The sequence below is a fragment of the Bradyrhizobium sp. 215_C5_N1_1 genome (genome assembly GCF_052075935.1).
Classification (GTDB): domain Bacteria; phylum Pseudomonadota; class Alphaproteobacteria; order Rhizobiales; family Xanthobacteraceae; genus Bradyrhizobium; species Bradyrhizobium barranii.
In genome coordinates this window covers 8355154-8369202 of the sequence record NZ_CP197228.1, presented here as the reverse complement: position 1 = coordinate 8369202, position 14049 = coordinate 8355154, and the positions used below count along the sequence as shown (strand labels likewise).

The 14049-nt window shown below is 59.9% G+C and carries 14 protein-coding genes and 5 pseudogenes; 8 read left to right on the top strand and 11 right to left on the bottom strand.

Annotated elements, in window-relative coordinates; all coding sequences use genetic code 11:
- Positions 1 to 95: 95 nt before the first annotated feature.
- The 3 genes and pseudogenes from AB7G19_RS40405 to AB7G19_RS40395 all read right to left on the bottom strand — a co-directional run.
- A pseudogene (locus tag AB7G19_RS40405) lies at positions 96 to 458 on the bottom strand (transposase); the annotation flags it as partial.
- Between the two features lie 769 nt (positions 459 to 1227).
- Complete coding sequence (locus AB7G19_RS40400; protein ID WP_439037656.1) at positions 1228 to 1527, bottom strand: hypothetical protein; 300 nt, start codon at positions 1525 to 1527, stop codon at positions 1228 to 1230.
- A complete protein-coding gene (locus tag AB7G19_RS40395) occupies positions 1520 to 1717 on the bottom strand; it encodes a hypothetical protein (protein ID WP_441268861.1) in 198 nt (65 codons plus the stop codon). The genes AB7G19_RS40400 and AB7G19_RS40395 overlap by 8 nt, the downstream gene beginning before the upstream one ends.
- 148 nt (positions 1718 to 1865) lie before the next feature.
- Here AB7G19_RS40395 and AB7G19_RS40390 point away from each other — a divergent pair, with 148 nt between their 5' ends.
- Complete coding sequence (locus tag AB7G19_RS40390; protein ID WP_439037657.1) at positions 1866 to 2651, top strand: Phasin protein; 786 nt, start codon at positions 1866 to 1868, stop codon at positions 2649 to 2651.
- Positions 2652 to 3082: 431 nt separating this feature from the next.
- Here the strand turns inward: AB7G19_RS40390 and AB7G19_RS40385 are convergent, their stop codons facing one another.
- Positions 3083 to 3292, bottom strand: a complete 210-nt coding sequence (locus tag AB7G19_RS40385; protein WP_038960214.1) for a hypothetical protein — start codon at positions 3290 to 3292, stop codon at positions 3083 to 3085.
- 121 nt (positions 3293 to 3413) lie between these two features.
- On the opposite strand from AB7G19_RS40385, the gene AB7G19_RS40380 reads away from it, so the two are divergent.
- The 6 genes and pseudogenes from AB7G19_RS40380 to AB7G19_RS40355 all read left to right on the top strand — a co-directional run bounded on the left by AB7G19_RS40380 (position 3414) and on the right by AB7G19_RS40355 (position 7412).
- Positions 3414 to 4583, top strand: a complete 1170-nt coding sequence (locus AB7G19_RS40380) for a sensor histidine kinase (protein ID WP_439034260.1) — start codon at positions 3414 to 3416, stop codon at positions 4581 to 4583.
- 462 nt (positions 4584 to 5045) lie between these two features.
- Positions 5046 to 5126 (top strand): annotated as a pseudogene (locus AB7G19_RS40375) (heat-shock protein); the annotation flags it as partial.
- Positions 5127 to 5192: 66 nt separating this feature from the next.
- Positions 5193 to 6375 (top strand): annotated as a pseudogene (locus tag AB7G19_RS40370) (IS3 family transposase).
- Positions 6258 to 6767 (top strand): Hsp20 family protein, encoded by a 510-nt coding sequence (locus tag AB7G19_RS40365; protein ID WP_441268860.1) that lies wholly within the window; start codon positions 6258 to 6260, stop codon positions 6765 to 6767. The pseudogene AB7G19_RS40370 and the gene AB7G19_RS40365 overlap by 118 nt, the downstream one beginning before the upstream one ends.
- 89 nt (positions 6768 to 6856) lie before the next feature.
- Positions 6857 to 7179, top strand: a pseudogene (locus tag AB7G19_RS40360) (hypothetical protein).
- A 23-nt stretch (positions 7180 to 7202) separates the two neighbouring features.
- Positions 7203 to 7412, top strand: coding sequence for a hypothetical protein (locus AB7G19_RS40355; protein WP_439037658.1), 210 nt, complete (start codon positions 7203 to 7205; stop codon positions 7410 to 7412).
- Between the two features lie 639 nt (positions 7413 to 8051).
- Here AB7G19_RS40355 and AB7G19_RS40350 read toward each other — a convergent pair.
- From AB7G19_RS40350 to AB7G19_RS40340, 3 genes are all read right to left on the bottom strand, one after another.
- Positions 8052 to 8780, bottom strand: coding sequence for a DUF72 domain-containing protein (locus AB7G19_RS40350; protein WP_283018990.1), 729 nt, complete (start codon positions 8778 to 8780; stop codon positions 8052 to 8054).
- Between the two features lie 472 nt (positions 8781 to 9252).
- Entirely contained in the window at positions 9253 to 9768 is a 516-nt protein-coding gene (locus AB7G19_RS40345) for an inorganic diphosphatase (RefSeq protein ID WP_439037659.1), read from the bottom strand.
- A gap of 74 nt (positions 9769 to 9842) precedes the next feature.
- Entirely contained in the window at positions 9843 to 10358 is a 516-nt protein-coding gene (locus AB7G19_RS40340; protein ID WP_439037660.1) for a YciE/YciF ferroxidase family protein, read from the bottom strand.
- A 47-nt stretch (positions 10359 to 10405) separates the two neighbouring features.
- On the opposite strand from AB7G19_RS40340, the gene AB7G19_RS40335 reads away from it, so the two are divergent.
- Entirely contained in the window at positions 10406 to 10759 is a 354-nt protein-coding gene (locus AB7G19_RS40335; RefSeq protein WP_439037661.1) for an FAD-dependent oxidoreductase, read from the top strand.
- Between the two features lie 359 nt (positions 10760 to 11118).
- Here AB7G19_RS40335 and AB7G19_RS40330 read toward each other — a convergent pair whose 3' ends face one another.
- From AB7G19_RS40330 to AB7G19_RS40315, 4 genes and pseudogenes are all read right to left on the bottom strand, one after another.
- Entirely contained in the window at positions 11119 to 11607 is a 489-nt protein-coding gene (locus tag AB7G19_RS40330) for a hypothetical protein (protein ID WP_439037662.1), read from the bottom strand.
- Positions 11604 to 12240, bottom strand: a pseudogene (locus tag AB7G19_RS40325) (cysteine hydrolase family protein). Before AB7G19_RS40325 ends, AB7G19_RS40330 begins: the two are co-directional and overlap by 4 nt.
- Positions 12241 to 12309: 69 nt before the next feature.
- Positions 12310 to 12861, bottom strand: a complete 552-nt coding sequence (locus AB7G19_RS40320; RefSeq protein ID WP_439037663.1) for an MOSC domain-containing protein — start codon at positions 12859 to 12861, stop codon at positions 12310 to 12312.
- Complete coding sequence (locus AB7G19_RS40315) at positions 12858 to 14009, bottom strand: YihY/virulence factor BrkB family protein (protein WP_439037664.1); 1152 nt, start codon at positions 14007 to 14009, stop codon at positions 12858 to 12860. Before AB7G19_RS40315 ends, AB7G19_RS40320 begins: the two co-directional genes overlap by 4 nt.
- Positions 14010 to 14049: the final 40 nt, after the last annotated feature.

The following is a 14049-nucleotide window of genomic DNA, read 5'->3' as shown; positions in this document are numbered from 1 at the left end:
GTAACGGCTTCACCGGATCCACCGTCCCGGCGACGGGACTTCGGGCACCGGGCTTCAGTTCAGCCCGGTTGCGTTCTTGATCTCCTCCACGTCTTCTATGCCGCGATCGGCCCCGCTTCGGTCCATCGGTAAGTTGTGCCGTCGACCCAGATCCGATGCAGGATCACTGCGAGCTTACGTGCCAGAGCGACTTTTGCGCGCTTCGAACCTCGCCGCTTGGCGACGTCCATCCCCCAACGCTTGAGTTTTGAGAACCGCGTGATGCGCGATAGCAGAACGTTGGCAGCCTCATACAACACCGTGCGCACTATCTCGTCTCCGGCCAGCGTGATCCCGCCCGTGACGTCCTTTTCTCCTGATTGGTATTTCTTTGGCGTGATCCCGAATAGCGCGCCTGCTGCCTTCGATTTTACGATGCGATGAGGATCATCAATCGCCGATTTGTAGGTGACGGCGATTTGACGCCGACCGTCCGAGAGCAACTTGTAACTTCGCACCGCACCATGCTTGACTTGATAGACATACACAGCGGGCTCTTTTTCACCGAAGATTCCGGTGTCTTTTCGGTATTTAAATTCGCTGAGGCCGATAATTGATACGCACAAACATCGGTCATTCCTCTTCCACATCAAATCCTTTGAATAATCCTTTGCCACCAAGTCGTTCGATGAGCGACCATATCATTCCATGTCCCTTAGATCATTGTACCAAAGGACAAGGTCAGGTTGCTGGCGCCCCCGGCCGCAATGTTGCGTTTCGAGGAGCTTGCGCGCGGACGCCTCCGGGTCTGCATAGGGTCGTTCTGCGGTGTGCTTCTAGATTTTTGCGGTTAGCGCGGTGGCGCTCATAACAGAGCCGACGTGCCGTATTCCCGATCTATCCAAGAGGGCGGAGTGAAACTTTTGGTCCCATGGGCTATTGCGCTACGTGAGCCAAATTTGTTGTTTGGGAGGCCGCATATGGCCAATTCTGTTCGCCCATGGACCTCGGAAGACCTTGAGACGCTCAAGGCGATGGCCGGGAATCACCGGCGCGAAGAGATAGCTGCTGAATTGAACCGAGGCGTCTCGTCGGTGGCTGTTAAAGCGCATCAGCTTGGTATCTCTTTGCGATACCACGCCGTGCCAAAGCGTCGACCTTCAACAACCGAGTCAGCGCCGGGCCATTGACTCGATTGTTTTCGAACCTGCGTTGCCCTCTTCGACCTGGAGCGGAAGTTCGCCACCGTCAGGCGACACCGCGCAAGGGCAGAGCCAGCTGCATGTCGAGGCGCTGTGTGGCGTTGGCGGCGATGAAGTCTTGCGGCGCAGATGAGATCTCAGTGTCGGCTGCGCGCTGAGCCAGGACGTCGGCGACGTCGGAAGTCGCATCGCGGGACCACCCCTCGACGGGATTGAAGGATACGATTCGAACCGGATAGGCGTACTGGCCGGACAGGAGATTTTGCAGGATGATCTCGACGTCGGTGTCAGTCTCGTCGGTCTCGCGCCAGGCGCAACCGGCACGCGCGCCGAAGTCTTCAAGCACCAGATAGATATCGCGGTCGAGGCGGTCGGCCGTATAATTTGGCTAAGTTCATCGCGCTGTCGGAAAGCGTCGCCCGGCAATGTTCGGCGATCTGCCATCCGTCGATGCCTCCGGGCAGCTTGACGTCCGTGATGAGAACGTCGGTGATTCGCCGCCCGTGCCACGCCAATGCCTCTTCGCCGTCAGCCACATGGATGACCTCGTACTCTTCCTCTCGCAAAGCGTCCACCACGAACTGCTAGTAATACTGTTAGTGCTAGAGCATTCAACTTGCTCCAGCGATACGGCTTATCAATGGCCGAGGGTTCGCTTCGAGAAAGTCTCGCGAAAATCAAGGCATGAACGCCTGTGTAGTCGCCGCAGAGAGCACAACGAGCGGAGGGCTGATTGTTCTCAGACTGACGCCGTTGAGCAGTGGTCAGGAAGATCGCCAGTTAGACGTTTGTTGGTTGGAGTTGCTACCTAAAATCATCGTCGACAGCGCAGAACGTGCGATTGATCTCAGTTCATGCGGAACTTCAACAATGCACGGGTTTGGAACGCCACGTCACAAAGCCTGTTGTCCTTTCAGAAATGAACGTTGTGGTCGCACCCCCATTTTCGTGGAGCGTCAGATGAGCAAACGCAAACCGGCGACGGCGCCGAAGCGCGCCCGGAATCCGAAAATGACCGCGCGGGCCCAACGGAACAAGCAGAGCATTGTTAGAAGCCCGACAGAGAATTTACTTCGCTCTGTTGCGGCAGTCTCGATTGAACCGCCTCCTGAGCTTCATGATCCTAAACACGAGGTTCCTATCATTGAGCCTCGGGTGGATGCCTTACCAAATGACCTCAGTCAGAGAATGACGGATAGCGATCCAACGAAAGGCTTTGCTTTAGCGACGGCAAACATGCAGGCGTATCAAGGGAAGCTTCTTGAGATAGCCGAGGCCAACGCGCAATTTGCTTTTGAATTCGGCCTGAGACTTGCGACGATCAGGTCACCAACTGAATTTTTCGGCGTCATTACGGAGTTTACAAGCAGACGGGTCGATATGTTCGGGCAGCATTCGAAAGAATTGGCGGCATATCCGTTCTGGCGCATCAAGCGCCCCCGAGAGCTCACGGCTCTGCCGGGACGATAACTGAAGCCGTACCCGCTGCGGAAAAGGATGGACGCAAACGCGGATTTCGAAAGGGGCGATGCCGCCGCGCCTTGCGTGCGTTAGGATCCTGCATGGAAAGGGTGACCGGCTCATCGAGGCCAACCAGTCGCGCCGTGTCCTGAAGTGGCCCTGGACCGAACCCCGCTGATCCTGTTGTCATACGTCTATCGTGGTAGAGCAGACGTGGACCCGCGCTCGCTTCGACGGTCGGTTGTGACCCATTGCGGGCGTTAGCGTTCGAGCGTTTTGAAGAACAATCTTTTAAGCCTGTACTTCGGACCTCGCGCATTGTCCTCTTCCGTGCGACTGTTAGGGAATAAGCGGACATCGCGAATTATGTGTAGACGCCCCAGCGCCATTCCGGCCTAAGTTCCTAAATCTTACATTTGACCGGTCGACGCGCCGATCGCTTAACGAGCGGCTCTTTTCTCCGGGTCGTCCCGGCGCTGCGCCATCTCTGTGTTTCGATCGAGCTGCGCACGCTCGCTGCGGCGCATCCTTCCCGTCTTTATGACGCCATAGAGAATTGTGCCACCCAAGATGAAGGCGCCGATAAACATCATCCAGAGCGCCGTCACCGAGGTATCGCCGAGTAGCATTCCGACGCCACTGTTTCCCATTTTCGCTCTCGCTGTTTTGTCTGGAGAACCAAACCCGCATTGGAGCGGAGGTTCCCTGTTTCGTTCCTATTGTACGGTCTCGCGCTTAGGCACAATTCATGAGGCCCGATGTTAGAAACGAATGGAGGACCACCCGGCCGAACAAACTGAGGGCGATGTGCTGGACAAACTCCGGCGCCATATCCGCATTTTGGTCGATATCGGTCGTCTTTCGGTTGAAGAGGCCGGAACAGAACGCTTCTTGGACCAAGCGGTGCTGCAAATTGCCCGAGCCGTGGAAATCGACCACGTTAAGGTGCTTCAATATCGTCCAGACACGTCCGATCTTCTGTTGATTGCGGGAGTCGGCTGGAAGGATGGTGCCGTCCGCACCGCCACGCTGTCGGCCGACCTCCGCTCGCCGCCTGGCCGCGCTTTCCAAACGGCCGAGCCTGTCAGCATCAGAGATTTCGCCGAGCAGAACGAATTTGTTTGTTCCGAGTTCTTGGCGGAGCACAGCATTGTGGCTGTCAGCAACGTCCCGATCCTCATCGGCGGCGCCGCATGGGGCGTGCTGGAGGTGGACAGTACAAAGCCGAGAGACTTCTCCCAGGATACGACCGAGTTTCTGACCGCCGCCGCCGCGCTGATAGGTGCTGTGCTGCGTCGCGGTGCGCAACCGGACGAACATGCAAGCCTTATGGCTGCGGTCGCGGAAGCTAAAAAGGGGCAGATCTTGCTTCGAGAGATGCAACATCGGGTCAAGAACAATTTTCAACTCGTCCTGTCCTCGATTTCCATCCAGAAGCGCCGCTATCTTGATCCAGAATCACACCGCGCTCTGGACCACGTGGCCAGCCGCATCAACGCCATCTCGCTCGCACATGATCAGCTTGCCCCTCGCCAAGAGGGGCAGATCGTTAGACTTTCCCATTACATCCGGGCTCTTTGCAGCGCGATCCGCAATCAGGTGGATGAGGTTGAAGTCGACGTCGAATGCGACGAGCTCGAATTGGCGATCGACCGGGCCCTCCCGGTTGGCCTCATTTTGAATGAGACTGCGATGAACAGCATCAAGCATGCGTTCGGTGCAGAGGGAGGCAGGATCAGCGTAAGTTTGGTGGGAGGCGTCGGCTACGGCGAGGCCCGATTGACAGTGACTGACAACGGTCGCGGCATTCAACATCCGAACAAAAACGGGTCGGGCCTTAAGCTGATTACCTCTCTGGCGAGACAAATTGGCGGTACCGTCAACCAGACCAGCAGCGACGCGGGTACAACAACAACGCTTACATTCCCTTTGATAATGTAAAGTGGGACCTGCTGAGCAGGCACGGGATAGGCTGCGCCTCAGCTATCGCGGGCCGGGTCGGCCGATGGTACACCTGCGGACCGAGCAAAGCCCCATATCGTCGCCGAGGTGGGTAGTCGGGTTGTGGCCCTTAGCCGCAGGTCGATTGAGCGCGTGTCATGTCGGCTGTCAGGCAGACCGGACACCGATCCAACTTGGCGTCCACCGCTGATTTCGAACCCATGCGGCAATCGACCGCAGAGAAGCGGATGTAACCTTCACGACAACAACGCTAGACCAGACCGCCCGTTTAGAGCGCTAAATGTTTTTCGTCATCCTCTTGAAACGTTTTTGCTCGTGACAGATTTTTTGGACGCCGCAGACGTGGCGGCCGGGGCGCCTTCGGGGCCCCGCAATCAAGGCGGGCGCCGGAAGGTGTCCGGTGCCAGCTCGTACCCAGCTTGCTCTTTGGAGGATTTGGCTATGAGGTATGATTGGACTCCCCTGTGGAGGTCGACCATTGGGTTCGACCACCTGTTTGACGTTCTCGACGAGGTCCAGCGGACTGACCTTGCCCCGCGGGTTTAATCCAGTTTGAAGTTCGTTCTGGCCCACGACAAGGACCAGAGCATGAAGCGCAGCCGCTTTTCGGAAGAGCAGATCATCGGGATCTTGAAGGAGCATGAGGCCGGCGTGTCGGTCGCCGATCTGTGCCGCAAGCATGGCGTCAGCGACGCCAGCATCTACAAATGGAAGGCCAGGTTCGGCGGGCTGGAGGTCTCGGAGGCCAAGCGGCTGAAGACGCTGGAGGACGAGAACACGCGGCTGAAACGGTTGCTGGCCGACGCCATCTGGACAACGCAGCCTTGAAGGACCTCGTGGGAAAGAAATGGTGACGCCCGCGGCCAAGCGGAAAGCTGTCGCCCATCTCCGAGACGCCTTCGGGATGAGCGAACGGCGGGCGTGTAAAGCCATCGGCTGCTGTCGCATGACCATGAGATACCAGACGACCCGGGCGGACGATGCCGGTCTTCGCCAACGCATGAGGGCGATCGCCCAGGAGCGCCGCCGCTTTGGCTATCGGCGCCTCCACGTTCTGCTCAAGCGGGAGGGCTATGTGATCAACCACAAGAAGCTGTTCCGGCTCTACCGGGAAGAGAAGCTTGCGGTGCGTCGCCGTGGCGGCCGCAAGCGGGCGATCGGGACCCGGGCGCCGATGACGGTGCCGATGGCGCCGAACGACCGCTGGTCGCTCGACTTCGTATCGGATCAGCTCACCGATGGTCGCCGCTTCCGTATCCTCACCGTGGTCGACGACTGCACCCGCGAGTGCCTGGCGCTGGTGGCCGATACCTCGCTCTCGGGCCCCCGGGTGGCGCGGGAGCTGGACCGGCTGATGATTGAGCGCGGCAAGCCGAAGATGGTGGTCAGCGACAACGGCAGCGAGCTCACCAGCAACGCCATCCTGACATGGGCTGATCAGAGCCGCGTGGCATGGCACTACATCGCGCCGGGCAAGCCCATGCAGAATGCCTTCATCGAAAGCTTCAACGGCCGGCTGCGCGATGAACTGTTGAACGAGACGCTGTTCACGTCGTTGGCCCAGGCCCGCGTCGCGCTCGGATGCTGGCGGGCCGATTACAACGAGGCACGACCACACTCGCAGCTCGGATGGAAGACGCCGTTCGCCTTCACCTGCCACCCGCGCCGGGAGCCGGCGCTGCGCTATGCCGAGGGCTCCGCGCCGGCTCCCGCCGCTGCCACCGTCCAACCGGGCAAATCCAACAGCCGGGGCGAACTCAGGACTGGATAAAACTTGGGGGCAAGGTCAGGACCTCTGAAGAGACCTATCCCCCCTATAACATCGAGCGGCTCGACGAGAACCGCTTCCAAATCTCGGTGGCGCTCGCCGGATTCACACCGGACGAGGTGGGCCTTACGGTGGAGCAGAATGTCCTGACGTTGGAAGGCCATAAGGCCGAGAAGGACGAGAAGAGCTTCCTGCATCGCGGAATGTCGACACGGTCATTCAAGCGCCAGTTCACCCTGGCTGACCACGTTGAAGTCAAGGGCGCGCACTTCGAGAATAGTCTGTTGGTCATCGAGCTTCAACGCGAGATTCCCGAGGCCATGAAGCCGCGGCGCATCGCCATCGCGGGCGCAAGCGCCGGGCAGGTCAAGCAGATCGAAGGCAAGGCCGCCTGACCAACCCGCGGCCTGGTTCCGATCGCCGCCGCGCGGGTGATCCCGCGCGGCCACCCTAATGCGTCTTACGATGGGTAGGAGCTTTAGCCATGCGGACGACGCCCACACACGATAACGTTTTCGATTTAAATGCTCTTCTTCACCCGGCACGGTGTTCTCGCATCCGCGCGAGGTCGTCGCTGACCCGAATTTGAGTCTGGCCGAGAAGCGGGCCATCCTCGCGTCATGGGCTTCTGACGCCTCGGCGATCGCGTCCTGTCCAGCGTTACGCTCGCCGGACGGACTAAAGGCGCCTGTTCATATCGACGAAATTCTGGAAGCGCTACGCGCGCTAGACGGGAACGGTCCGCGCAACCCGCCGGGCGGCAAGCTCATGCGTCTGCGCTGGGCCGAGCGTCGCGCGGCGGCGTGAGCGAGGGGTCTGCAAGTGATTCCATGACTGACGTCACACAGTTGATTCCAGGTCGCTTCTATTGGGTCCTTGTGCGCTCAAGCACGAAACATCCCGAGTGGCAGGCGACACGCTTCGCCGGCGCTACCTGCCAAGGCGACGGCGCCAAGTGGGACTTCATCGGCTTCAATAGCGACGTCGGTCATCTTTTCGTCGAGGTCGTCGACATCGGCTCAGAAATACTGTCTGTCTAAACGCTCGCGTTAATATGCCTAGGAAGCCAAGCGACCGCGCAGCTATCGATCCACTGCGCGGATTCCCTGTTTCTGTACAACCGCTGCGGCCCTGCCCTTTCTGCGGCGGTTCGGAGGTTTGAATCAACAGCAACATCGATCCAAAATTCGTAGTATGTAAGAAATGTTCGGCTTTCGGCCCCAATGCGCCACCGTTAAGTAGGCGGCCGAGCATTGGAACAAACGCACCGCCCCCTAAAGCGAATACGTGGCGGAACTTGTTTCTCTTTCGGAACGGTATGGCGTTCTTGCGGGCGGCGAGCCAGACCAGCTAGCAAATAGGAAGTAGGCCAATTACCAGCCGAGCCGCGCCCACAGGGCACCAAGCAGCACGAGCAGGGCGAGCCAGCCCAGCATGACGACCATGCCGCGCGCGAACCGGCTCTTCACCTCACCGCGCCGAGCAGCTCGGGCCGTGACACCAGCACTGCGGCCGCGCCCACCAGCAGCAGCATCGACGAGACCATGATGGCCGCGTCAGGCGGCCAACCGGCCGCAATCCCTGAAGGTCGAGGTTTCCTCGGAAGAACTCATCCTCAATGGAAAGATCGATCTTGCCGATCTTGTCATGGTGATCGCCGGCTCGGTTGCTGGCGGGCCTTAGCCTAAGAGCATCGCCTTCAGTTTCAGCGCGTCGGCAGGCGCCGCGCTCTTCTGGTCGTTGTCGAAATAGACATAGACATCGCATCCTTGTCGTTTCCAGGATTCGATGCGCCGCGTCCATTGCGTCAGCGTCGGCCTTCCATAGTGGCCGTAGTAGCGACCGCTTGGACCGTGGCCGCGTACATACACAAAATCCGCTGTGCGCTTCCACGGCGCGGGCGCGTCGTGATGATCCGAGAGGCAGAGCGAGATGTTTTGGTCAGCCAGCATTCGCAGGATGCGGGGTTGATACCAGCTCGGGTGGCGAAATTCGAAGCTATAGCGCCGCTTCTTCGACAGCAGTTTGAAGAAAGATGCGAGCCTGTCGGCATTCATCTCGAATTGCGGTGGCAGCTGAAACAGGATCGGCCCCGCCTTGCCGCGTAAAAAGGACATGCGATCTTCCAGCAGCTCGAGGCTGTTTTCGCTGGTGTAAGACAGGCGCTTCCAATGCGTGATAAATTTGGACGCTTTCCAGGTGAAGACGAAGTTTTCGCCGGTCTGCTCCCGCCATGCCTTCACGGCTTGCGGTGTCGGCGTTCGGTAGAAGACGCCGTTGAGCTCCGTCGTCTCGAATTGGCTGGCATAGTAGCGAAGTTGCTCTTTCAACGGCAATCCCTCCGGGAAGAAAGGACCGCGCCAGGAGTCGTAATGCCAGCCTGAAGTACCGATCAGGATGCGTGCCATTTCTGCGAGCCATCATTGGTCGAGAGAATTCAAAGTCTTGGTGCCAGCGAAGAACGCTTGTGCAGCAAATACGTTGCTCGGTTTGGAGCCAGCGAGTTGCCAAGGTCGATCCCTCCGATCACGATCGGCAGCTTCGCGAGGTGCGGTAGGAACGAGCTCAAATAGAGTGGTTGGCATCATACCTATGACCTATCCACTCGGCCCCCCGCTCTGTTACGGGGGTTCTTTCTTTTATCGTGTCGTGGCGAAATGCGGCGTCGCGAGGAAGTCGCGGCCTTGATCGCTAGCGCCGCTTCGCCGCGCGGTGGCGCCAGTTGCCAGCACCCTTGCGAGCTGCAGCATCGACGATTAACGGCCGGTCAATTCGCTTTCCTGCGTAGTTTCCAGCGTTTTGATCGAACAGGGATCGAGGACTTCCCCTAGCGTTCTCTCGCCTTGGGTAGGGATGCCGTGTGCAGTAAGACCGGGCCGACTAGCGGGCCAGACGCTTGATGGTCTTCGCCGCACGGTTCGGACCGTGCCACCCGAGAAATTTCAGTTCCTTGTTTTCCAGCGCATTCGTCGCCCGAAAGAACTGCTCAAGGTCGTCGCGCGCATGGGAGGGGAGATTACGGATATCCTTGAGATCCGTTTCGAGCGGTGACCGGTCTGGTACCGCAAAAACCCGGTCGTTTTGTTCCTTCTTGCCCTTGCTCCTTTGTTCGACTTCGAGAATGCCGACCGGACGACAGCGCAGCACGACGCCCGGATAGGTCTGCGCGTCATGCAGGATTAGCACATCCAGCGGATCGCCGTCCTCGGCCTTGGTCGAGGGAATGAAGCCCCAATCGTAAGGATAGGTCAGACCCGCCATCAGCGGCTTTGCCAGGGTAAAAACACCGTGCTTGGGATCGAAATCGAGCTTGCACGAGCTTCCCCGCGGCGTCTCGACAACGGCGAAGATGTTGTCGTCGTCGATCCAGCTCGGCAGTTTTGTCACATTGGTCATGGCGACAGTCGATCTCGGCATCGACAAATGGGTACGGGCCTGTCGAAATCAGGCGCCAGACCCGGGGGCGGCGATCAAGCGGCGGTTGAGGCCTTCTTGTTAACGCCCTTGCGCAGCGCGACTGTGTTGAGCTTGGTGTTGGCCGCCTTCTCCTCGTTCAGGTTCGTGGTCAGGAAGCGCACGATATCGTCATGGCCGAGCTCTTCCGCCCACGCGATCAGCGTGCCGTAGCGGCATATCTCGTAATGTTCGACCGCCTGCGCGTTAGCGACGATCGCCGCATCGAGTCCCCCCGTGTCTTCGATCTCGCCGGCCGTCTCATCCGCTTCCTTGATGAGGCCGTCAATGGCGGGACATTGCGTGCCGCCCGGCGACTTGCCCAGTTTCTCAAAGGCCTTCTCGAGACGCTCGACCTGCTTGTTCGTCTCTTCGAGATGGCCCTTGAAGCCCGTGATCAGATCCCGGTTGGTGGCCTTGTCGATCATTTTCGGCAACGCCTTGAGGATCTGCTGCTCGGCATAATAGATGTCCTGCAAGCCGTGCAGCAGCAGATCATCCATCGTCTTGATGTCTTTTGTGAATAGTCCCATGACGTCACTCCTTGATCTCAAAGCGATGGAACGGCGCGCATTGGGCTTTGTTCCTCGCACTTTGCGGCAGCCGGCCGCATGGGGTGGGGCGCCGCACTGACCGTCCGTCTGCGAAGGGCGCGGAGGCGGCTTCCAGCCGCAGGAGGAACTGCGGCACCGAGCGGGTGTTTTGCTTCAGTATGGTGAGCACTTCGCTATGGATGGCGACCGAGATACTGCCGGCGGCGGGCGCGCTGAAAGGCGGTGTGCATTGCGATGTGGCCGTTGTCGGCTCCGGGATCGCAGGAATCTCGACCGCCTACGAGCTTTGCAAGCGCGATCAGTCGATCATCGTCATTGATCGCAAGGGCATCGTCAGCGGCATGACAGCGCGGACTTCGGCGCACTTGGCGCCGCTCTGATTAGAAAGCTTCGTGGTGCTGAGAACGCGAAACTCGTCTACGAAAGCCAGGCCGCCGGCGTCGACCGGCCGGAGCTGACGTTCACTCTGAAGATTAGGTCGACGTTCTCTGCGTTCTCTTACTTTGGTCACATGCTTCGCTCGTATCCTGCAACCCCGACGCGGCTCTGCTGGCCGGATCGAGGTTTGAATTCGAATGAGCCGTGGAATCTTCAGATTTTGGCTATCTCGCGGGGACCTGGAGTTGGCTGTTTGCCAGCACGTCCTTAAATGCTGACTTTTTCTGTGTCCCGTCGAATGCAGGCGAAACGATGAAGCAGGTCTTCTCGATGCTATCGCAATTGGTGGCTCTCAGCACGACTACGGGCTCGCTGCTGACAACCCTTGAAGTTCGCCTCCAATAGGGCTGTTAGCGACGATCTCGGTTTCGCGGCCGGATCGGGTTTGATAGCTTGCATAGCTCGGCCCTTGCCGCCCCAATCCGATGGGGCGGCTGCCTGTTGGTCGAGATGCGCCAACCGTAACCATATTAACCGACACCGTCCTCGCTTCTAATGGCAAGACGTCTTGCTCAGGACTTGGACGGTGCGCCGGTCGTCGCAGCCGGTGGTGGCGGCGGGTTCTGGGGGCGAGCTTCGCGGCCATCACTTCTAGAACCGCGATCGTGTCCCGCTCGGTCGTACCGTCGCTTCGCCACAGGCCTTGTCCAGGTGCGCGGACGAAACTCGTCGCCCCGCCGAACCTGTCGGTGAGCTCCTGCAGGAAGTTGTCGAACCATTCCGTGGAAACCGGCTCGCCCTTGCCGGTCTGCGTCGGAACGAGGATCTGTACGACATAGGAATGATTCATAAGAGGGGCCTGGCCCGGCCGTTGGCCGGCCAACTGGCGAGAAGCGTTTCGGTCGTGACGCATTCCACCTGCTGGCCGAACCGGTTCATGTAGATGTTCATCATGGAATCATGCGTTTCGTCTGCCGAGCTGCAGAGCGCATCGGCGATGAGGATCACGCGGAAGCCCCAGTCGACCGCGCCCAATACGGTCGCGAGCACGCAGACGTCGGTTTCGCCGCCTGTGATGACGACCGTTTCGACGTCGGCTTCGCGAAGCTGCGCGTGAAGCGCGCTCCCGGTCCAAGGCGAATAGACGTGCTTGTCGAAAGGTGCGCGCGGGCGGCACGAAGCGGGCGAGTTCCGGTACCAGGTCCACCATTTCTGGCCCGAGCTTATCGATGGTCATCGAACTCCAGCGTTCGTAGTAGCGCCGCCACATGCCGGCGCCCTGGCCTGGGCTTTGCGCCGGAATGAACCGCGTGAAGATTGTCCGCTCGGGATGGGCGGAGGTGATTGCGACGACGTTCGGCAGGACGAGCGGCAACCACGGCATCGTCCAATCCGTGCCTCCCGCGAACATCCGCTGCATGTCGACGCAAAGATGAACCGCATTCCGGGGAGCGCCGTAGCGGAGGTCGTCACCTTTCGTCATGGCCCTTTCCTCAAAAGTCAGCTCCAACGGAGGTGTAGAGGCTTTGGTTCCTCCGGGCCTGCCAACGGGCTACAGCGAAGGAAGACGCTTCTGACATCCGTCGGGCAGGATGGCGCGCGCAAGATCGCCGGCTGCCACCTGTCCGCCAGCTCGCACCACGCCCAAGACGCCGCATCTGAATGCAGGGTCCGTTTTTGCCGACGACACGACCTGCCTTTTTAGGCCGGTCCTGAAGCGTTCGATGAGCACGCAGGGCGTCCGCAGCCCGGTCAGCTCGACGACCGCCGTAGGCCCGAGTTCGATGCGCGTGCCGAGCGGCATCTTTTCAAGGTCCAGGCCGGCCGTGGTGATGTTCTCGCCGAGTTGTCCGGGCCCTATGTCGTAGCCCGCCTCACGGACAGTCGCGAAGAGCTCGCTTGGAATGAGGTGGACTTGACGTAGGTTGGGCAGACGAGGGTGTCGCCGAGCAGCGTACCTGTGCCGCACATATTCGCCGGCGTGGGCGTCGCCGTCGACGCCGTGCCCTTTCACCAGCGTAATGCCGTCCTGCACCGGCTTGCTGAAGCGGTGTTCGCCGTCGGCGGCCACTGCCACGACCGCGCCCTCGATGGTGTCCCTCACGATCGGGGGGCCCCCACCGTGTCCGCCATCTTGGCGCCTCTGGTGCCGAGCGGCTTAGGATGTCCCGTCGTGGTGTCGCGCGCCGTCTGGTGCTCCATCTCCGCGTTGAGCTCGGCTCCGAGTAGGATCACGATCGCCGAGATCCAGAGCCACGTCATGAAGCCGATGACCGCGCCCAAGGACCCATAGGTGGCATTAAAGGTGCCGAAGTTCGCGGCGTAGAAAGAAAACAGGCCGGATGCCGCAACCCAAAGCAGGGCCGCAGCCGCACTGCCCCAAGTGATCCATGTCCACCGCGGCGCCTGGCGGCTGGGGCCGAACCGGTAAATGCAAGCCAGGGCAAAGGCCAGACCGACGAAGAGTGCAGGCCAGCGCCCGATCCGGACAAGCAGGTCCGTCGCGTTTGACATTCCGACGTACTGCAGGACCACGGGGATGACGACGACGGCGCCAAGCGCCGCCACGACGAAGGCGATTGCGCCGATGGTGAATCCCAGCGACATCGCATTCAGCGTGAAGAAACCGCGTTTCTCTTGCTCGCCGTAGACGATGTTCAGCGTATCGAACAACGACTTCATGGCGGCGTTCGCGCTCCAGAGCGAGATCGCAAGCCCGATCGCGAAAGTGAAGCCCAGGGTTCGGTCGCCCTTCGTTGCGACACGCGTCAATTGCTCTCGCGCCACTTCGACGGCGCCCCCCGGAATAAAGCCCGAAACGTCGTCGAGGTGCTTGGCGATGCTGCCAGGATCGGAGAACAGACCGTAGATGGCGACGAGCGCCGCGATGGCAGGAAAAATAGCGAGAAGGCTGTAGTAGGTCATGCCGGCGGCGAGCGCGAGGACGCGGTGATCGCCGATATTGCCATAGACCCGCCAGAGGATATCCTTCCATCCTCGGGCCGGGATCTCTGCGGGCGAACTCGCTTGGCGTCCCCGGTTTCCGTCTTCGGTCGCAATTTCGGCGGGCGAGGCGTGTCTGTCGGCTTCCGCGGTTTCGGGAAATGCTTCGCCCTTTTCCGGCTTGGCAACCCGGTCGGGCGGTGCGATGCGATCCCACAGAAAGGCTATCGCCATAAGACCTAGGGCTGCCGCCAGGCTCCATCCGGTGCCATCCGGGCGTCGGGATACAATCTTTGCGGGTTCCGCCATCACATCCTCCGCGACTTCAATCTCACCGCGGAGGTTGAGT